An 18647-nucleotide genomic window follows, 5' to 3' on the forward strand; every position below is an offset into this window, starting at 1 on the left:
GCGCGGGTGGCCGGGTGCGGCCACCCGCGCGGTGATCACTTCTTGACCGGCGGGTTGGCCGGGAGCCAGTCGGCGAACTTGACCTTCGCCAGTTCCGCGCCCTCGCCGGGCAGCAGGCCCTGGGGGCCCGGCTTCTCGCCGAAGTAGCGGGCCTCGGCGTCGGTGACGATCTGGCGCGGGTCCTTGCGGAAAGTCAGGGCCTCCTGGATCCAGCCGGCCATCGTGAACACCTCGGGGCCGGCGATCTCGGTCAGGCCGTTCAGGGGCGTGCCGGCCGCGACCTTCGCGACCTTGCCCGACACCTCGGCGGCCGCGATCGGCTGGATACCGGCGTCGGGCAGCTTCACGGTGGTGCCCTCGGTGGCGGAGTCGGCGATGGCGGACGCGAACTCGAAGAACTGCGTGGCGCGCACGATCGAGTAGGGCAATCCCGACTCCTTGATCAGCTTCTCCTGCGCGACCTTCGCGCGCAGGTAACCGGATTCGGGCAGGCGGTCGCTGCCGATCACGGACAGCGCGACGTAGTGGCCCACCCCGGCGCCCTTGGCGGCCTCGGTGAGGTTCGTGGTGGCGGCGCGGAAGAACGCCATCACGTCGTCGTCCGCGAACGACGGTGAGTTGGACACGTCGACCACCACGTCGGCTCCCTGCAGCACCTCTTTGACGCCCTCACCGGTCACCGTGTTCACGCCGGAGTTGGGCGACGCCGGTACGGCCTCGTGCCCGTGCTCGGTCAGCAGGCTGACGACCTTCGAGCCGATGAGGCCGGTACCGCCGATGACGACAATCCTCATGATGCGCCTTTCGCTGGGTGGCCCCCGGCGGGTCCGGGGGCGTCGGTCACCAGCCAGGACAAGGCGAGCGGCGGATCTGTGACAGCACCCGCCGCCGAATTCTTCAGCCGATCGGGTCAACCACGTCTTCGACGCGGAGCTCGGCCGGCAGTTCACCACCCGACACGAACGCGTCGCGCGGGTGCTGCACCGAGGCCAGCGACACGATGTCGCGCCCGAAGAACAGGGCCGTCAGCCACACCGCCAGCACGCGGACCTTGCGTTCCCAGCTGGGCACGGCCAGCACGTGGTAACCGCGGTGCATCAGCCACGCGAGCAGGCCGGTGATCACGATGCTCCGGTACTGGAAGATGCCCTTGCCGATGCCGAGCGTCGCGATCGCGCCGAGGCTGTGGTGCACGTACTGCTTCGGCTCGCGCCCGCGCAGCGCCTTGACGATGTTGCGGGCCAGCAGCTTGCCCTGGCGGACCGCGTGCTGCGCGTTCGGCACGGTGTGCGCGCCCGGCACCGGCGACGCGAGGTCCGGCACGGCGGCGTCGTCGCCGGCGGCCCACGCGTGCGGCACGGGTTCGTCCTCGGTGCCGATCCGCAGGTCGGCGCGGGTGAGGAGCAGGCCGCGCGCGTCACGCGGCAGGTCGGTGTGGTTGTGCACGACGGGGTTGGCCGCGTTGCCCGCGGTCCACACGATCAGCTCCGAGTCGAACTCCTCACCGGTCGACAGCACGACGTGCCCGTCGACGGCCGAGCGCAGCTGGGTGTTCAGGTGCACGTGGGCACCGCGCTCCTCCAGCGAGCGCACGACCCACGCGCCGGGTTCGTCGGTGACCTCGGGCAGGATGCGGCCCTGCGCTTCGACCAGGTGGAAGCTCAGCTCGTCACGGCTGATCTCGGGGTAGTTCTTCAGCAGCGCGGTCGCGAGCGACAGCAGTTCCGCGAAGCCCTCGACACCCGAGAAGCCGCCGCCGACGAACGTCACGGTCAGCAGCTTGCTCCGCACCGGTCCCGGCTCCAGCGCCGACGCCCGGTCGAACGCGGTCAGCAGCTTGTCGCGGATCGCGACGGCCTCCTCCACGTGCTTCATGCCGATCGCCTGCTCGGCGATGCCCGGAACGGGCACCTTGCGTGTGACCGCGCCGGCCGTGACCACGAGCTCGTCGTACTCGAGCTCGAACTCCGGCCCGTCGGCAGGCCGCACGGTCACGCGCCGCTGCGCGTGGTCGATCCGCGTGACGCTGCCGGCCACGATCCGCGCGCGCCGCAGGTGCCGCCGCAGCGACACGGCCGCGTGCCGCGCCTCGATCGACCCGGCGGTGACCTCCGGCAGGAACGGCTGGTAGGTCATGTAGGGCCGCGGGTCCACCACGGTCAGTTCCGCCTCGCCCGGCCGCAGGCGCTTCTCGAGTCCCCAGGCCGCGTAGAAGCCGGCGTATCCGCCGCCGACCACCAGGATCCTGTGCATGGCCACTCCCTGTTCGTCTCGATACACCAGGGAGACAAGACAGCGGAGCCGGATGTGACAGGTTCGGGCCGGTGCGTGGGGGCAGTCACAAGCCCCGGTTCCGGGTGCCGCGACCAGGCGAAAAGGCCAGGTGGCCGCCGGGGGAAGGCCGGCGGCCACCGAGGGGTTCGGGACCCGGGGAGAGCGGTCGTCAGGCCGTCGTCGGGGCCTCGGCCGGAACCGGTGCCGCAGTGGTGACCGGGGCGGGTTTGACGAAGCGCAGCGCCACCATGCCGACCGCGGCCAGCGCGAGCGGGATCGAGAACAGCTCGAACAACCCCACGCCCGACCACCCCGCGTCGACGAGGACGCCGGCGATCAGGGGCGTCACGATGGCGCCGATGCGGCCCACGCCGACGGCCCAGCCCAGTGCCGTGGAGCGGACCCCGGCGGGGTACAACGACGGGCCGAGGGCGTACAGGGAAGCGCCGAGTGCGTAGAGCAGCATGCCCATGAGCACGGCCACCACGAGGGTCGCGGTGAGGTTGCCGAGCACGAAGGCCATGGCGAGGAACACGACCGCGGCGCCGGCCAGCGTGGCGACGGCCAGGAACCGGCTGGACAGGTGCAGCGCGAGCCACGTCATGAGCAGCGAGCCGGCGATGCCGCCCAGGTTGATCATGATGCCGCCACCGATCCCGGCCCGCGCCGACAGGCCGCTCTGTTCCAGCAGCTGCGGCATCCAGTTGCTGGCGAAGTACAGCGCGCCGAAGAGCGCGAAGAAGCCGAGCCACAGCAGCCCGCTGCGCACGCCGTTGCGGCCGGCCAGCACAGCCGCGCGCACGTTGCCGATCTCGTGCGCCGCCGGCTCCGGCAGCACCGGCACCGGGGTGAGGTGCATGCGGGTGAGCAGCCGGTTGACGCGGTCGAGGGCACCGTTCGGGCGGCGCGTCAGCAGGAAGTCCAGCGACTCCGGCAGCAGTTTCACCATGGTGGCGGCGGTCACGAAGCTCAGGATCGCGCCCGAGACGAACGTGGCGCGCCAGCCGTAGTGCGACGCCACCAGTGCGGCGACGCTGCCGCCCAGCAGACCGCCGGTCGGCAGGCCCAGGGCGAAGAACGCGACGGACGCGCCGCGCGCCCGTTTGCTGCTGAACTCCGCGATGATCACCGGCAGGCTCACCATCACGCCACCCACGCCGAGGCCGGTCACGAACCGGCACGCCCACAGCTGCTCATACGCCCCGGTCACGGCCGAGAGCGCCATGCCGAGCGTCGCGATCCCGAGGCACAGCAGCGTCAGCGGCCGCCGGCCGATGCGGTCGGCGGCGGGCGCCACCAGCGTCGACCCGACGGCCATGCCCATCAGCCCCGCGCTGATCAGGAGCCCGACCCCGGACGCGGACACCCCCCATTCGGCGCGCACACCGGACGCGGCGAACCCCATGACGAGGATGTCGTACCCCTCGATCACGTTCATGATCACGCACAACGCGATGACCAGAACCTGGAACCTGCTCATGGGACGGTTGTCGATCAGTTCTCGCACACTCATGATTCACCCTTGAATCGAGGAATGACAAAGAAGATCCGCGCGAAAGCGGGCGCGGTGGAGCGACCTTGCCCGACCCCTGGCAAGCGTGGTGGTCCCGCGGGGACCACCGGGGCGAAAGAGCTCCTTCCGAGAGGTGGCCGGTTCGCCCCCGCTCCCCCGGGAGCGAACCGGTCCGAGTGACTCAGCCGCGGCGGGCGATCGCGTCGATCTCCACCGACGCGCCGCGCGGCAGCCCGGCCACCTGCACGATCGAGCGGGCGGGGCGCGGTTCCCGCCACGTGGCCACGAACTGGTCGTTGGCCAGTGCGCGGTCACCCATGTCCGTGACGAAGTACGTCAGCTTCACGACCGCCTCCAGCGTGAGCCCGGTCTTGGCCAGGCGGCGCCCGACGGTGGCCAGCGCGGCGTCGAGCGCCTCTTTCCGCCCCGTCACGAGGTTTTCGGCCTCGTCGACGGGGAGGCACCCGGAGACGAACACCACGTCGCCGACGGTGACGCTGTCCGAGTAGGGGTGCTGGAAATCCGCTGCGGTCATGCCGTGTCCGTCCTGTCTGGAGTGTTGGGGTCTGGGGTGCCGTGGGGCGGTCCCCACAGTTGCTGGCCGGAGTCCACGGAGAACACCGAGCCGGTGATGGCCGAACCGTCCACTTGCGACGCGAGCAGCGCGTAGACGCCGGCGACGTCGTCGGGGCCGGGCGCGAACCCGGTCGGCAAGCGACGCGCGACCTGCTCCGGGTCCGGCAGGACCGCACCGCCGCCGAGTGCTTGCGGCGCGGTCAGGTTCGTGCTCACGTAACCCGGCGCCACGGTGTTCACGCGGACCCGCCCGGCGAGCTCGAACGCGAGCTGCTTCGCGAGCCCCACCACGGCGTGCTTCGACGGCACGTACAGCGCCCCGCCGAACCCCGGCACCACGCTGGAGATCGAGCCGGTGAAGATGATCGAGCCGCGCGCTTCGATCAGCGCGGGCAGCGCCGCGTGGACGATCAGCAGCGCGCCCTTGACGTTGACCGTGAACACTTCCGCGTACGCCGCTTCAAGTTCCTCCACGCTCATTCCGGACAACGCCGCATTCTGGTCGTGCACGCCGGCGTTGGGGACGAGCACGTCGAGCTTCCCGAAGTGCCCCAGCGCCAGCTCGACGGCGCCGCGGCAGTCGGCCGGGTCCGTGACGTCGCCGGGCATCGCGACCACGGCCGCGCCGAGTGGTTCCGTGGCCTTGCGCAGGCGCTCGGCGTCGCGGCCCATCGCGACGACCCGCGCGCCTTCCCGCACGAAGCGGCGCAGCACGCCTTCGCCGATGCCCGAACCCGCGCCGGTCACGAGAGCGACGAGGCCTTCGAGCCGCGCCATCAGCCGGCCTCGGCGGCCACCAGCCGGCGCCGCGCCCCGCCGTCGACGGCCTCGCCCGCGCGGTACACCGACTCCGGCTTGTCGAGGTAGTTCATCTCGTTGATGGGCCAGCCCATCGACGCGATGATGTGCAGCGGTTCGTCGCCGATGCTGACGAACCCGTGCACCTGCATGCTCAGCGCGATCACGGTGTGGCCCGGGCCGAGCTCCACCGTCTCACCGTCCACGGTGAACCGCCCCCGTCCCTTGAGGACGGTGATGTTCTCCTCGAAGTAGTGCCAGTGTGGAGGTGCCGCCATGCCGACGTCGAGGATCTGTTCGGCGATCCGCACCTGCCGCGCCCCCGTGGACGCGCTGGCCCACGCGCGCGACCGCACCCCGGGCCGCCACTGTTCCCACTCCACCTTCTCGTGTTCGACCACCAACATGGCTTCCCACCCTTTCGTTTCGAAGTTTCCCGGCTGTGTCAGGACCCGCGCGTGAACGACTCCGGCCGCGGCGCACCCCAGGCGCTGAACGAATTGAACTCGCCCGCCTTGCGCACCAGCGGATCCGTGCGGTCCCCGAGGATCCGCGGCATCTCGGCCGACAGCTCGTAGCGGTTGCCACCCGGCGTCCACAGGTACGAGTAGAGGTTGCCGCCGACGCCGTGGCGGCCGGGCCCGGTCTCCAGCAGGTGCCCCGCGCTCGCGAGCGTGTCCGCCGCGCGCTTGTGGTGCTCCATGTTGTCGACCGTCCACGCCAGGTGGTGCAGCGAAGCGCCCGGCTGGCACCGGATCAGCCCGACGTCGTGGTGCACCTCGCCGGCCCGCGTCCACGCGGCCAGCCATTCGTCGTCGGCGTTCACGAACACGTCCGAGACCCGGAAACCCAGGCCCTCGGTCAGCACGTGCGCGGTCGCGCGGGCCTGCGCGTCGTCGCTGAACGCGACGGTGATGTGGTCGATGTCCGCGACCCCGACGCCACGCCGCAGCGAGCTGCGGTCGAAGCCCTGGTGGCGGTACAGCGGCCGGTCCGGCCGCGGCACCAGCACCACCTCCTGGCCGGTGGGCAGCCGGAACGCGAGGCTCACCGGCTGCTCCGGGCGCGCGTCGCTGCGACGCTGCGTCTTCACGTCGATCTCCGCGAGCCGGGATGCGAACCGAGCAAGTTCGTCTTCGGAGTCGACACCCAGCGCGAACGAGCGCACCCCGGTGCCGCCCGGCGACAGCACCAGCTGCGCGTGCGGGTCGTCGAGGTCGCAGCTGAGGTGCACCGCGTCGCCCTCCTTGGCGACCACGCTCAGCCCGAGCACCTCGACGTTGAACTCGAGCGCCTCCTCGAACTCCTCGACGGCCAGCTCGGCCCAGATCAGTTTCTGCAGCGCCATGCCCACTCTTCTCTCGTCACGACTCGTCCCGTTCAGCCACGGGGAACTCCGCGCTGAACGCCAGGTCCGGCTCCGGGCCGAACGGCGTCTCCAACGCCGCCAGGTACGCGCTGACCGGCAATCGGGTCAGCCCTTCGACTTCTTCCGCCGACAACGTCCGCGTGCGCTTGGTGCGGATCGCCGAAATCCGCAGCCGATCGCCGTCGGGCCCTGGCTCGACCTCGAGCCGGACCCGCGCGAACTCGTTGCCCAGCAGGATCGGCGGCGGACCGCCATCGTCCGGTGCCACGGCTACCTCCTCGCCGCTTCGGTTGCTTCCCGCCACGACGTGCCGGCCGCGATCGCCCGGCGGTGGCGCGCCACGAACGCCGGCCGGTTGATGGCCAGCGCGGCCACGAGCCGGTCCTCGCGCCCGTACAGCAGCGCGCGCCCGTCCTCGACGACTTCGCAGCGGTCGTGCCCGCCGGCCCAGCCGGCGAGCTGGAGCTTCACGTCGTACTGATCCGTCCAGAAGTACGGCACCTCGGCCGCTTCCTTCCCGCCGCCCGCACCGGTTTCCAGCTCCGCGACGAGGTTCGTCGCGACCGTGCGCGCGTGGTCGACCGCGGTCGTCCAGTGCTCGGCCCGGATCGAGCCGAACAGCGGGTGCGCCCACCGCGCGACGTCACCGGCGGCGTAGATCCGCGGCGCCGCCCGCAGGCCCGAATCGCAGACGACCCCGTCGGCGACCGGCACCGGGCTTCCGGTGAGCCAGCCGGTGACCGGCGCCGCGCCGACGCCGACCACCACGACGTCAGCCGGCAGGTGCTCACCGTCCGCCAGGTCGACGCCGCGGACGCGGCCACCGTCCACAGTGAACCCCACGACTTCCGCGCCGCACGCGAACCGCACACCGCGCGCCCGGTGCAGCTCGGTCATCCAGCCGCCGGCGACCGGGCCGATCGCGGGGGCGAGCGGCACCGGGTCACGCTCGACGACGGTGGTCGTGATGCCCAGCGCCACCGCCGTCGCCGCGACCTCCAGCCCGATGAACCCGCCGCCGATCACCACCAGATTCCCGGCAGTCGCCAAGTTTTCCCGCAGCGCCAACGCGTCGTCGAGCGTCCGCAGTGCACACACGCCCTCGATGTCCGGCTGTCCCGGCACCCGCCGGGCCGCCGCGCCGGTCGCGATGACCGCACCGTCGAACGGCACCTCGCCGCCGCCGGCCAGGAGCACCGCGTGCTCGGTGAGGCCCGTGACCGTGACGCCGCGACGGTGGTCCACGCCGAACTCGCCGAGCCGCTCACCGTCGGGCAGCACCACGTCGGCCGGTTCCGCCGCGCCCCGCAGCAGCTGCTTGGACAGCGGCGGGCGGTCGTAGGGCGGGCCGGCTTCGCGGTCGAGGAGCACGAGCTCACCCTCGAACCCGCGCGCCCGCAGGTCCCGGCACACGCTCACCCCGGCGAGCCCCCCGCCGGCGACCACCACGCGCACCATCAGCCGTCCAGCCGGATCGCCTGCGCCGGACAGCTCTCCCGCGCCCGCCGCGCGTCGCCGGCCAGCTCGCCGGGGATGTCGGCGAGCAGGAGCACGGCCTGCCCGGTGGACTCGTCGACGTCGAAGACCCGGTCGGCTTCGAGCACGCAGTTCGCGTAGCCGTCGCAGCGGGTCAGATCGATGTGCGCTTTCACTGTTCCTGCTCCTTCGCAGCGGCGTCCGGCCCGGCCAGCACTTCGCCGGGCACCCACGTGAGGGCCTCGAGCATCAGCGCGTCCGCGAACCGGTGTTCGCCGGTCAGCTCCGAGGTGATCTTCAGCCGTTGCCCGTTGGCGGTCTCGTCGACCTCGAGCCGGGCGAGCACCCGGCCCGAGCCGTCGCGCAACTCCACGACGCCTCCTCAGAGGAAGATGTTCATGTTCTCGGCGGCCAGGCGCGCGCGGTCGAGGACCACGACGCGCTCGGCGATCTTCCACTCGTCCCCGACCCGCACGAACCGGTCGGTGCGCTCCCCGTAGTAGATGTGCTCCTGGGATTCGTTGCGGGTGCGGAAGACGAGCACGTTGCTCACGGCTTCAAGCCCGGTGTCCGTTGTGAACACGTCGAGCACCTGGACGAAGTACCGCAGCCGCGAAGGCGGGATCTCGGTCCACGCGTGGGCGCTCGCGAGCTTGCGCGCCCGCAGCTCCATCGTCACGCGGTCTTCGTCGTAGTAGGCGAGTTCACCGTCCCGCGCGATCATGTCCGCGCGGGCGTCGGTGTTCTTCACCACCGGCATCCGGTACCTGAACTCGGGCGCGAAGAACCCGAGCCAATCAAGGTATTCTCCGTTCTGCAGCACGCGGATCTCGCGACGGTAAATCGCATCCACTGTGGACATCAGCTGCGCGGCGTCGAGTGAGGCGGTCATGTCACTTCTCCATCAGCTGCCGCCAGCGGCGGTAGAACGACCGCTGGTTGCCCTCGGTGATGAACGACTCCCCCATCACACCCGGCAGGTCGACCCCCGTGTGGTCCTTCACGGACACCTCGTGGCCGAGGCCCATCGTGTAGTCGAAGGAGTGCCGCTGCGCGACCACCCCGCGCGTCGCCTCGCTGATGGAGGTCCAGATCTCGCCGTCGTCCTGTTCGAACATCCCGCTGGGACCGAAGGCCAGCACGTACTGGCGCATGGCCGCGTCCTTGAGCTCGCCGGACAACGCACTGTCCACGAGGCACCACGAGTTCACGTCGATGAGGTGCGGCCCGCGCGGCTGCCACTGGCGCAGCGTGAGGAACCGCATGCCGTCCATGAAGGACAGGTTGGGGAAGATCGACCCGACCCCGACCGGCACGAACTCGACGAGCTCCGGGTTCTGCGCGCCGATGCGCTCCTGCACCTTCCGGACGTGCTCCGTGTAGCCGGTGACCGCCGCGGTGCCTTGCTGCGCCCCGCCTTTCTCCCGCGTGAAGCCGTGGCCGCCTTCGACGTGGACGGTGTGCCCGTACTCGGTCACGCGGTTGCGCAACCCCACTTCGACGCTCGACGCGTGCGTGGACGACAGGTGGTACTGGTCACCCGAGAAGTTCTCGGCGGGGATCTTCCAGTTCGTCTCGATCGTCCACTTGTGCACGCCGCCGACGGCTTCGAACCCGGCGGCCGAACGGCCGCGGCCCAGCATCAGGTCCAGGTACGGCAGGAAGTCGCCGAGGTACTCCGCGAGCGAGGGCGCGTCGGGGTCCCACGTGGCGAAGATCAGGCCGTGGACGGTGTCGAGGTGCGCCACCTCGACCAGCTTGATCGCGCTGCGGTCGAATTCGCCGTGGTACGCGGTTTTCAGCCGGGGCACGCCGACGAGGTTGCCGTCGAGGTCGTAGGTCCAGCCGTGGTACGGGCAGCGCAGCGCCTGCGAGTTGCCCTGGTCCGCGCGGCAGAGCTTCGGGCCGCGGTGGCGACAGCTGTTGAGGAACGCGCGCAGCCGGCCGTCCTTGGTGCGCGTGACCACCACCTCGTCCTCGCCCATGCGCGTGGACAGGTAGTCACCGGAGCGGCCCAGTTGCGATTCGTGGCCGAGGAACAGCCAGCACTTCGCGAAGATCTTCTCCAGCTCCTCGCGGTACACCCCCTCGTCGTGGAACGCGCGGATGCCGACCTCGACCCCGCCCTCACGCACCAGCGAAGCGGGCCGCGCTCCTGGACTGCTCGTCATGCCTGTTCTCCTTCCCGGCTGTCGAAGCCGCGCCAGTGCTGCCGCAGGCGTTCGTTGACCTCGTCGGGTTTCTCCTGGTTGACCGCGTGCCCGGCGCCGGGCACCACCGCGTACCGGGCGCCGGGGATCCCGTCGGCGAGGACGCGGCTCTCGGGCGGCCCGGTGATGAGGTCCTGGTCGCCGCACAGCACGAGCGTCGGTGCGCGCACCTCACCCAGCCGCGGCCGGTGGTCGGTGTCGGCCAGCGTCCGCGTGGCGGCGGTGAACCCGGACAGGCGCACCGCGGCCACGGCCGTCTCGACGATCTGCTCCTTCAGCCGCCGGGGCGCGGCGGACGAGACGAGCCGGTCGACGCGGGCCTGTGCCCACGCGCGGACACCGTCGCGGGCCAGCGCCGAGACGCGTTCGCCGAACCGTTCGAGCACGGCCTCGTTGTGCTTGCGGCCGTAGGTCGACGAGATCAGCGTGAGCGTCCGCACGCGGTCCGGGTGCCGCAGGGCCAGCCGGGTCGCGACGACCCCACCCCACGAAACCCCGGCCACGTGGGCGGTTTCGCGGCCGTGAGCCGTGAGCAGGTCCGCGGCGGCGTCGGCGTACTCGTCGAGCCGCGGTTCGGCCGACGGGTCGCTCGACCCGCCGTAGCCGAATGCGTCCCAGGCGATCAGCTCGTACTCGTCGCGCAGACCGCCGAACTGCGCCCAGAACGACGCGCTCGCGGTACCCACGCCGTGCAGCAGGAGTACCGCCGGGCCGCGGCCGGCGGTGCGCGCCGCGATCTTCCCGGCGCGCACACCGTGCACTGTGGACTCCGGAACAGCACTGGACTCCGGAACCGCACCGGACCTCGGTACCGCCCCGCCCGTCAACGCAGCCTCCACGGCATTCGCCTCGAACACATACCCGTCTGCTTCCTCCTGCCGTGAGCGGCGCTCACCTCGTTCGGCGAACGCTAGCATACTACGTTTGTGTGCCACAATGCTCGAACAGCTACTCGCGCAGACTGGTATGCTCACGTAGTGCTTCAACACTTCGCGTCCCTCGCCGGTGCACCCCATGAGTGATCCCACCGAGCTGTCCGAGGACTACCTGGGCCAACAGGCGTACCAAGCACTCCGGCAGGCGCTGCGCGACGGCGGGATCAGCCCCGGCCGCTTCTACTCCGAGGCCGAGTTCGCGGAGCTGCTCGGCGTCTCCCGGACGCCGGTGCGCGAGGCGCTCAAAGCCCTGGAACGCGACGGCGTGGTGGTTGCCGCCCGCCGGCGCGGCTACCGGATCCGCGAATTCACCGACGCCGAGGTCGACGAGATCGCCGCGCTGCGCGAGCAGATCGAAGTCCTGGTGGCGCGCAAGCTGGCGACGAGCCACACGAGCGAAGACTTGGCGCGGCTGCGGGAAATCCTGAAGCGCCAGGACGAGGGCAACCCCGACGAGACGATGTTCGCGCTCGACGAGGAGTTCCACCTCACGGCCGCGGAGCTCGCCGGCCTGCCGCGCACGCGCAAGATCCTGGAAGGCCTGCGCAGCGTGATGGCCGCCGTCACCGCGGGCGTCGACATCCCCCACGGCGAGACGATGCACCGGATCACCGAGCACCACGAATTGCTCGCGGGGATCGAGAAGGGCGACCCGGAGGAAGCCGTGCGGCTCATGCGCGAGCACGTGCGCGCGTCGGACAAGACTTTCCGCGACGCGATCCGCGCCCACGCCGAGGCGGGCCCGATCATCAAGCCCCTCAACTGGAAGCGCGCTTCGTCGCCGTCGGCCTGACCCACCCGTGCTCCCCGCCGGAGCACGGGTTTTTCTTTCACTTGTCCTAGTACACTTGGTAAGTATACTAAGACCATGGACTTAGGGATTTCCGGCCGCGTCGCCGTGGTCACCGCCGCTTCGCGCGGGCTCGGCCGGGCTTCGGCCGCCGCACTGGCCGCCGAGGGCGTGCGGCTCGTCGTCAACGCGCGCTCGGTCGACCAGCTCGAAAGCCTGCGCGACGAAGTGGACGTGGCCGTCGAGGTCGTGCCCGGCGACGTCACCGACGAAGCACTGCCGCAGCGGCTCGTCGACCGCGCGCTCGAACGGTTCGGCCGGCTCGACATCGTCGTGGCCAACAACGCCGGCCCCCAGCCGGGCGGGGCGTTCGAGGTGACCGACGAACAGCTGACCGGCGCGCTGACAGCCAATGCGTTGTCGGTCATCCGGCTCGTGCGCGCGGCTCGCCCGGCGCTGGTCGAGCGGGGCTGGGGCCGGGTCGCGCTGATCGCCTCCGGTTCGGCGCGCCAGCCGATGGACGACCTCGTCCTGTCCAATGTGGCCCGTCCCGCGCTGTGGGGCTGGGCGAAAACCGCGGCGAACGAGCTGACCGCCTCGGGCGTGACGCTCAACCTCGTCTGCCCCGGCGCGCACGCGACCGACCGCGTGATCGAGCTGGGCCGCCAGGACCGGTCGTATATCGGCGATCCAGACGCGTTCGGGAAGATCGTGGCTTTCCTGTGCTCCGCGCACACTTCGTACTTGACCGGCTCCGCGGTCGTCGTGGACGGCGGCCGGATCCAGGGCCTCTAGACGGTTAGTCCTGAGTGGACACCAGACCCGCGAGCGCCGCGTCCGCGATCGCCTGCAGGGCGGGCCGGCCCGGGTTCGTCTTGGCGAGCACGTTCATCCCCTGCACCACGGCCACCAGCAGCGGTGCGGAATCGGGCCCGGCGCCGGGGCGGAGCTCGCCCGCGGCCCGGGCCCGCGCGAGCGCTCCTGCGAAGCTGGTGCGCAGGTTGGCCAGGTGCTGCTCGAACATGCCGGCCAGCTCGGGGTCGCGTTCGGCGAGTTCGACGAGCGAGTTGGTCACGAGACAGCCCCAGCGGCGGCGGCCGTCGACCATCGCGTCGACGAGGTGCGCGAAGTAGTCGCGCAGGCCGCCGACGCCGCTGGCCGCGGTGTTGATCCGCTCGACCGCTTCGGCCGACACGGTCTCCGCGTAGGACTTCAGGGCGGCCACGAACAGGTCGCGCTTGCTGCCGAACGCGGCGTACACACTGCCGGGCTGCAGATCCATGGCGTGGCACAGCACCTGGATCGACGTAGCCTCGTAACCGCGCTCCCAGAACGTGTCCAGTGCGACGCCGAGTGCTTCGCCGACGTCGAAGGTGCGTGTCCGTCCCACGGGCAAAATTGTAGAGCAGTCATTCAGGAATATCGACGTCAGCTTCCGGACGTGGTAGAAACCCAGTGCGCGTAAGTTGTACGCGCGCTCAACTAAGGAGGACACATGCGGGTCGTGGTGATGGGCACGGGAGGAGTCGGCGGCTACTTCGGAGCGCGGCTGGCCCAGGGCGGCCACGACGTGAGCTTCATCGCCCGCGGCAAGCACCTGGACGCGTTGCGCGCCAACGGGTTGCGCGTGGAAAGCCCGCTCGGCGACTTCCACCTCCCCACCATCGACGTGACCGACGACCCGTCGACGCTGGCGCCCGCGGACCTCGTGCTGTTCGGCGTGAAGCTGTGGGACACCGAGGCGACGGCCGAGCTGATCAAGCCGCTGCTGACCGAGCACACCGGCGTGGTGTCGTTCCAGAACGGCGTGGTCAAGGACGACATCCTGCGCCGCGTGCTCGGGCCGCAGCACGTGATCGGCGGCGTCTGCTACATCGCCGCGACGATCGCCGAACCCGGCGTCATCCGGCACACGGGCTCCCTGCAGAAGCTGGTGTTCGGCGAGTACGACGGCACGCCGTCCGCGCGGGTGCGGGCGTTCCGCGACGCGTGCGCCGAGAGCGGCATCGACGTGGAGGTCAGCGACCGGATCGAGCAGACGATCTGGGAGAAGTTCGTGTTCCTCGTGGGCCTTTCGGGCACCACGACCACCGTGCGCACACCGATCGGGCCGATCCGCGCGAACCCGCGGTCGCGGGCGTTCCTGCACGACGTGCTGGCCGAGGTCGTCGCGGTGGCGCGCGCCCAGGGCGTGGCTCTGGCCGAGGACTACGCCGACGACCGGCTCGCGTTCACCGACAGCGTGCCCGAGGGCATGACCTCGTCGATGCACCACGACCTCGAACGCGGCAACCGGCTCGAGGTCGCGTGGCTCAGCGGCGACGTCGTCGAACGCGGAAAGGCGCTGGGCGTGCCGACACCGTGCAACCGCGCGATCACCGACCTGCTCGCCGTGCACGCGGAGGGCCGCCGTGCGTGACACCATCCGGTCGATCGAGGCGACCCTGGTGCTGGTGCCGATGCGCCGGCCGCTCGGCACCAGCGCCGCCCGCGTCACGGACGCGCCGCTGCTGCTGCTCGACCTGCACACCGCCGACGGCGTGACCGGGCGCGGGTACCTGTTCTGCTACCTCGAATCCGCCGGGCACGCGGCGCTCGCGCTGGTGCGGGAGGTGAACGACGCGCTCGCGGGCGTCGCAGCCGCGCCGGCGGCCGTGCGGTCCGCGCTGGAGGCGAAGTTCAAGCTGCTCGGTGTGCGCGGGCTCGTCGCGGCCGTGGTGGCGCTCGTGGACACCGCGTGCTGGGACGCGGTGGCGATCGCCGCCGGCCTGCCGCTCGCCCGCCTGCTCGGCGCCGACCTGCGGCCGATCCCGGCGTACAACAGCAACGGCCTGGGCCTCATCCCCGCGGACGCGGCCGCCGCGGAAGCCGTGGAACTGGCGGCGGAGGGCTTCTCGGCCGTGAAGATGCGCCTCGGCCGCTCGCCCGCGGACGACCTGGCCGCCGTACGCGCCGTGCGGGCGGCGCTGGCCCCGGACGTCGAGCTGATGGCCGACTACAACCAGGCTCTCGACCTGCCGGACGCGCTGGCCCGGTGCCGCGCGCTCGACCACGAAGGCCTGGCGTGGTTCGAAGAACCCGTCCGCCACGACGACTACGCGGCCGCCGCGCAGCTGAGGACCGCACTGCACACGCCGGTGCAGCTCGGCGAGAACTTCGCGGGTCCGCGCGCCATGGCGACCGCGTTGGCCCACGGCGCGTGCGACCTCGTCATGCCGGACCTCGATCGCATCGGCGGCGTCACCGGCTGGCGCGACGCCGCCGCGCTGGCGGACACGCACGGGATCCCGTTGTCCTCGCACCTGTACCCGGAGGTCAGCGCCCACCTGCTGGCCGCGTCGGCGACCGCCCACCGGCTCGAGTACGTCGACTGGGCCGCCCCGATCCTGCGCGACCCCCTGTCCGTCGTCGACGGGTGCGCCACCCCACCCGACCGCCCGGGCACCGGCGTCGACTGGGACGCGGACGCGGTGGCCCGGTACCGGGTCGGCTGACCCTGCGCGAGCGCCGCGTGCTTGATCCCACCACGGAATGTTGTCCGGCAGATCCCTGGCGCGCTAGCCTGCCGTCACTGGTGGGTTGAGCCCGGCGATGAGCTCGGTCTCGACGCTGCTCGCTGTCCTGGTGATCCAGAGCCTCGCTTCCACTCTCAACCTCAAGAAGCTCATGAGGAAGGCGGTCAAGCGAATGAAAAGGATCGTCAAGAAGTGCGCCGCATTGGTCCCTGCTGCGATGAAGATCTGCATTGTGCACAACCTCATGGCAGCGTCGAGCTGAGCCCATCAGCTGGTTCGAGGGTAATCGCCCGACCGCCCGGGCACCGGCGTCGACTGGGACGCGGACGCGGTGGCCCGGTACCGGGTCGGCTGACCCTATAGTCGCGGACCATGAACGTGTGCGTCTTCCTGTCCGCCGCCGACCTCGACGAGCGTTACACCGGGCCCGCTCGGGAGTTCGCGGAGCTGCTCGGCAAGGGCGGGCACACGCTGGTGTGGGGCGGTTCGGACACGGGCCTGATGAAGGTCGTCGCCGACGGGGTGCAGGCGACGGGCGGGCGGCTGGTCGGGGTTTCCGTGGAGCTGCTGCGCGGCAAGGCCCGCAAGGGCGCCGACGAGATGGTGATCACGGCGGACCTGGCCGAGCGCAAGGCGTTGCTGCTGTCGCGCTCCGAGGCGGTGGTCGTGCTCGCCGGCGGCCTCGGCACGCTCGACGAAGTCACCGAGGTCCTGGAGCTCAAGAAGCACGGCCTGCACCGCAAGCCGATCGTGCTGCTCAACACCGACGGCTTCTACGACGGCCTGATCCTGCAGCTGCGCCGCATGGACGACGACGGTTTCCTGCCGCTCCCGCTCGACGAGCTCGTGCACTTCGCGCCCGACCCCGCCGCGGTCATGGCGTTCCTGGGCGCCTGAACCAGACGTCGGCGGCGGCGCGGAAACCCGTGTTGCCGCTGGAGCTGTCGGGGGTGTTGCCGGTCCGGGCGGCCACCCGGGCACCCTACGCGGCCGGCCGGTACCCGATTTCCTGCACGACCCACGTGTTGCCGTCCGGGTCCGCGAAGTCGAACGCGCTCGCGTAGTCACGGCGGTCCGGCGCGGGGCCCGGTTCCCAGTCGCCCTGCCAGGTGTCGACGTCCTTCTTGTGGCGGAGCGGGCCGGGGGCGACGCCGCGGGAGGTCAGTTCGCGGTGGGCGGCTTCGGCGTCGGTGACGGCGAGGTAGGTGGCGCGCGCCGAGCCGGGGGTGGCGTCGGTGAGGCCGGTGCCGAGCTGGACGGAGCAGGCCGAGCCGGGCGGCGTGAGCTGGACGACGCGGAAGCCGTCGCGGGGGTGGTAGTCGACGTCGAGGGTGAAGCCGACGCGGTCGGAGTAGAACTCCAGCGCCTTGTCGACGTCGCTGACCGAGAGGGTGAGGACTTCGAGAGCCCAGTTCATCGGGGGATTTCCTTTCACATGTCCAGGACGAGGTCGGTGCGCGGGGTGGAGCAGCACAGCAGCGCCTGGCCCGCGGCCGGTGGCTCCAGCGGTGCCGGCGCGTAGTCGACGGCGCCGGAGAGCACGGGGGTGAGGCAGGTCTGGCAGACGCCGGTGCGGCAGCTCCAGCGGGCGGGCACGTCGCAGGCTTCGGCGAAGTCCAGCAGGCTGCCGCCGGGGAACGGGGCGGCGACGCCGCTGCGGGCGAAGGTCACGACCGGTCCGGTGCCGGGCGGTCCGGCCGGCGGGTGCGGCGGGCGGGTGGCCTGTCCGACCAGCCCGGGGTTGATGGCGTCGAGGGCGGTGAACAGTTCGGTGTGGATGCGGGCGGCGTCGAGCCCGGCCGCGGTCAGCGCGGCGGTCATGTCGCTCATGAACGGGGCCGGGCCGCAGATGTAGGCGGTCGCGTCGGCGGGCAAGTCGAGGCCGGCCAGCGCGTCCTTGGTGAGCCGGCCCGCGCGGGCACCGGCCGACGCGCGTTCCACTTCCGTGGCGCGGCTGTAGAACACGCGCGAGCGGCTGCCGGGCAGGGTGGCGAGCAGGCGCGCCGCCTCGGCCGCCAGGGGGTGTTCCGCCGGCCCGCGCGCGCCGTGGATCCACCACACCTCGCGTGAACTGCCGCGCGCGGCGAGGTCGTGCAGCATCGCCAGCACCGGCGTGACACCGATGCCCGCCGACACCAACAACACCGGGCCGGTGCCGTCGCGGAGCACGAAGTCGCCGCGAGGAGCCGCGACGTCCAGCTCCGCTCCGACCGGGACTTGCGTAGTGAGGTAGGTGCTCGCGACGCCCTCGCGTTTGACGCTGATCCGGTAGCCCTCCGACCCCGGCTCGGACGAGAGCGAGTAGCTGCGCACCGGCGCCGGTTCAGCGGCCCCGGCCACGCGGACCGTCAGGTACTGACCCGGGCGCGCCGCGGGCAGCACACTGCCGTCCTCGGCGTCGAGGTAGACCGACGACACCGTGGCGCTCTCCGGTTCCACCGAGGTGACCCGCAGCCGCCGGAACCCGTCCCACGCGGGCCCGGCCGGCTCGGAGCCGGCGGCCAGCAGGTCTTCGAACGACTGCCGCCACCCCGGGCTCAGCGCGGGAATCCCCGCCGCGACGCGCAGCTTTCCGGTGTCCTTGCCGGGCAAGTACAACAATGCGTCGGTGTCCGCGACGCTCAGCGCACCGGGTCCGGTGCGGGTCTTCACGATCTCATCGCCCGCCGCGACGTGCCCTTCCCGCAGCACCCGGAAGTAGAACCCGGGCCGGTGGTGAGCCACCAGCAACGCCGGCAACTCCGGCTCCCCCATCCGCAGACCGACGCGATAACACGTCACCCGCGGCTGCGTCACCTCGAACTCGGCCTCACCGATGCGATACCGATCCCCGATGCACACCTCGTCATCGGCCAGGCCCTCGACCGTGAAGTTCTCCCCGAACGACCCGAACTCCAGCCCCGCCCGGCCGAAATGCCGCTCCCAATGCCGATACGACCCGAGCTGGTACACGAACACCGCCCGCTGCTCACCACCGTGCCCGGCCGTGTCCCCCTGCCCGTCCCCGTCGATGTTGAGCCGCCGCACCATCACCGGCCCCTCGACCGGACGCTTCCACACTCCCGTGTGGACAGTCCTGCCCCGCCAGGACACGTCCTCCGGCAATCCGACGTTGACCGACAACACCATCGCGGTCATGAGTCCACCTCCTGCAGCAAGGGCGGTACCACCTAAGCACGGTTTCCGCCGGT

General features: G+C 71.3%; 23 protein-coding genes. 5 read left to right on the forward strand and 18 right to left on the reverse strand.

Annotation, left to right across the window (positions count from 1 at the left end):
* Window positions 1-35: 35 nt before the first annotated feature.
* The 14 genes from ACIA77_RS36010 to ACIA77_RS36075 all read right to left on the reverse strand — a co-directional run bounded on the left by ACIA77_RS36010 (window position 36) and on the right by ACIA77_RS36075 (window position 10968).
* Entirely contained in the window at window positions 36-794 is a 759-nt protein-coding gene (locus ACIA77_RS36010) for an SDR family oxidoreductase (protein ID WP_395890544.1), read from the reverse strand.
* A 103-nt stretch (window positions 795-897) separates the two neighbouring features.
* Window positions 898-2253 carry an NAD(P)/FAD-dependent oxidoreductase gene (locus tag ACIA77_RS36015; RefSeq protein WP_395890545.1) on the reverse strand — a complete coding sequence of 452 codons (1356 nt, stop codon included), beginning with the start codon at window positions 2251-2253 and terminating at the stop codon, window positions 898-900.
* A gap of 190 nt (window positions 2254-2443) precedes the next feature.
* Entirely contained in the window at window positions 2444-3754 is a 1311-nt protein-coding gene (locus ACIA77_RS36020) for an MFS transporter (protein ID WP_395890546.1), read from the reverse strand.
* Between the two features lie 214 nt (window positions 3755-3968).
* The gene (locus tag ACIA77_RS36025; RefSeq protein WP_395890547.1) at window positions 3969-4322 is read right to left on the reverse strand and encodes a RidA family protein; all 354 of its coding nucleotides are present in this window, start codon (window positions 4320-4322) and stop codon (window positions 3969-3971) included.
* The gene (locus ACIA77_RS36030; RefSeq protein WP_395890548.1) at window positions 4319-5140 is read right to left on the reverse strand and encodes an SDR family NAD(P)-dependent oxidoreductase; all 822 of its coding nucleotides are present in this window, start codon (window positions 5138-5140) and stop codon (window positions 4319-4321) included. Before ACIA77_RS36030 ends, ACIA77_RS36025 begins: the two co-directional genes overlap by 4 nt.
* Entirely contained in the window at window positions 5140-5568 is a 429-nt protein-coding gene (locus ACIA77_RS36035) for a cupin domain-containing protein (protein ID WP_395890549.1), read from the reverse strand. The genes ACIA77_RS36030 and ACIA77_RS36035 overlap by 1 nt, the downstream gene beginning before the upstream one ends.
* 38 nt (window positions 5569-5606) lie before the next feature.
* Window positions 5607-6509: a VOC family protein gene (locus ACIA77_RS36040; protein WP_395890550.1), complete on the reverse strand. Its 903-nt coding sequence runs from the start codon at window positions 6507-6509 to the stop codon at window positions 5607-5609.
* 16 nt (window positions 6510-6525) lie between these two features.
* Window positions 6526-6798, reverse strand: a complete 273-nt coding sequence (locus ACIA77_RS36045; RefSeq protein WP_395890551.1) for a hypothetical protein — start codon at window positions 6796-6798, stop codon at window positions 6526-6528.
* A gap of 2 nt (window positions 6799-6800) precedes the next feature.
* Complete coding sequence (locus ACIA77_RS36050; RefSeq protein ID WP_395890552.1) at window positions 6801-7988, reverse strand: NAD(P)/FAD-dependent oxidoreductase; 1188 nt, start codon at window positions 7986-7988, stop codon at window positions 6801-6803.
* On the reverse strand, window positions 7988-8182 hold the full coding sequence (locus tag ACIA77_RS36055; protein WP_395890553.1) for a ferredoxin: 195 nt from the start codon (window positions 8180-8182) through the stop codon (window positions 7988-7990). The genes ACIA77_RS36050 and ACIA77_RS36055 overlap by 1 nt, the downstream gene beginning before the upstream one ends.
* Entirely contained in the window at window positions 8179-8379 is a 201-nt protein-coding gene (locus ACIA77_RS36060) for a hypothetical protein (protein WP_395890554.1), read from the reverse strand. Before ACIA77_RS36060 ends, ACIA77_RS36055 begins: the two co-directional genes overlap by 4 nt.
* A 9-nt stretch (window positions 8380-8388) precedes the next feature.
* Window positions 8389-8898, reverse strand: coding sequence for an aromatic-ring-hydroxylating dioxygenase subunit beta (locus ACIA77_RS36065; RefSeq protein ID WP_395890555.1), 510 nt, complete (start codon window positions 8896-8898; stop codon window positions 8389-8391).
* 1 nt (window position 8899) lies between these two features.
* Window positions 8900-10177 carry an SRPBCC family protein gene (locus ACIA77_RS36070; protein WP_395890556.1) on the reverse strand — a complete coding sequence of 426 codons (1278 nt, stop codon included), beginning with the start codon at window positions 10175-10177 and terminating at the stop codon, window positions 8900-8902.
* Window positions 10174-10968, reverse strand: coding sequence for an alpha/beta fold hydrolase (locus ACIA77_RS36075; RefSeq protein WP_395890557.1), 795 nt, complete (start codon window positions 10966-10968; stop codon window positions 10174-10176). The genes ACIA77_RS36070 and ACIA77_RS36075 overlap by 4 nt, the downstream gene beginning before the upstream one ends.
* Window positions 10969-11230: 262 nt before the next feature.
* Between ACIA77_RS36075 and ACIA77_RS36080 the strand changes: the two genes are divergently transcribed.
* Together ACIA77_RS36080 and ACIA77_RS36085 are read left to right on the forward strand one after the other, a co-directional pair.
* Window positions 11231-11944 carry a GntR family transcriptional regulator gene (locus ACIA77_RS36080; RefSeq protein WP_395890558.1) on the forward strand — a complete coding sequence of 238 codons (714 nt, stop codon included), beginning with the start codon at window positions 11231-11233 and terminating at the stop codon, window positions 11942-11944.
* A gap of 75 nt (window positions 11945-12019) precedes the next feature.
* A complete protein-coding gene (locus ACIA77_RS36085) occupies window positions 12020-12736 on the forward strand; it encodes an SDR family oxidoreductase (RefSeq protein WP_395890559.1) in 717 nt (238 codons plus the stop codon).
* Between the two features lie 4 nt (window positions 12737-12740).
* Here ACIA77_RS36085 and ACIA77_RS36090 read toward each other — a convergent pair whose 3' ends face one another.
* Window positions 12741-13331 (reverse strand): TetR/AcrR family transcriptional regulator, encoded by a 591-nt coding sequence (locus ACIA77_RS36090; RefSeq protein ID WP_395890560.1) that lies wholly within the window; start codon window positions 13329-13331, stop codon window positions 12741-12743.
* Window positions 13332-13436: 105 nt separating this feature from the next.
* On the opposite strand from ACIA77_RS36090, the gene ACIA77_RS36095 reads away from it, so the two are divergent.
* Complete coding sequence (locus ACIA77_RS36095; RefSeq protein ID WP_395890561.1) at window positions 13437-14360, forward strand: ketopantoate reductase family protein; 924 nt, start codon at window positions 13437-13439, stop codon at window positions 14358-14360.
* The gene (locus ACIA77_RS36100) at window positions 14353-15435 is read left to right on the forward strand and encodes an enolase C-terminal domain-like protein (protein WP_395890562.1); all 1083 of its coding nucleotides are present in this window, start codon (window positions 14353-14355) and stop codon (window positions 15433-15435) included. Before ACIA77_RS36095 ends, ACIA77_RS36100 begins: the two co-directional genes overlap by 8 nt.
* A gap of 63 nt (window positions 15436-15498) precedes the next feature.
* Here the strand turns inward: ACIA77_RS36100 and ACIA77_RS36105 are convergent, their stop codons facing one another.
* Window positions 15499-15687: a hypothetical protein gene (locus ACIA77_RS36105; protein ID WP_395890563.1), complete on the reverse strand. Its 189-nt coding sequence runs from the start codon at window positions 15685-15687 to the stop codon at window positions 15499-15501.
* A 141-nt stretch (window positions 15688-15828) separates the two neighbouring features.
* Here ACIA77_RS36105 and ACIA77_RS36110 point away from each other — a divergent pair, with 141 nt between their 5' ends.
* Window positions 15829-16353, forward strand: coding sequence for a TIGR00730 family Rossman fold protein (locus ACIA77_RS36110; RefSeq protein ID WP_395890564.1), 525 nt, complete (start codon window positions 15829-15831; stop codon window positions 16351-16353).
* An 85-nt stretch (window positions 16354-16438) separates the two neighbouring features.
* Here ACIA77_RS36110 and ACIA77_RS36115 read toward each other — a convergent pair whose 3' ends face one another.
* Window positions 16439-16873: a VOC family protein gene (locus tag ACIA77_RS36115; RefSeq protein ID WP_395890565.1), complete on the reverse strand. Its 435-nt coding sequence runs from the start codon at window positions 16871-16873 to the stop codon at window positions 16439-16441.
* 14 nt (window positions 16874-16887) lie between these two features.
* Window positions 16888-18594, reverse strand: coding sequence for an MOSC domain-containing protein (locus ACIA77_RS36120; RefSeq protein ID WP_395890567.1), 1707 nt, complete (start codon window positions 18592-18594; stop codon window positions 16888-16890).
* Window positions 18595-18647: the final 53 nt, after the last annotated feature.

It is taken from the genome of Amycolatopsis sp. NPDC051903 (assembly GCF_044452505.1).
Lineage (GTDB): Bacteria > Actinomycetota > Actinomycetes > Mycobacteriales > Pseudonocardiaceae > Amycolatopsis.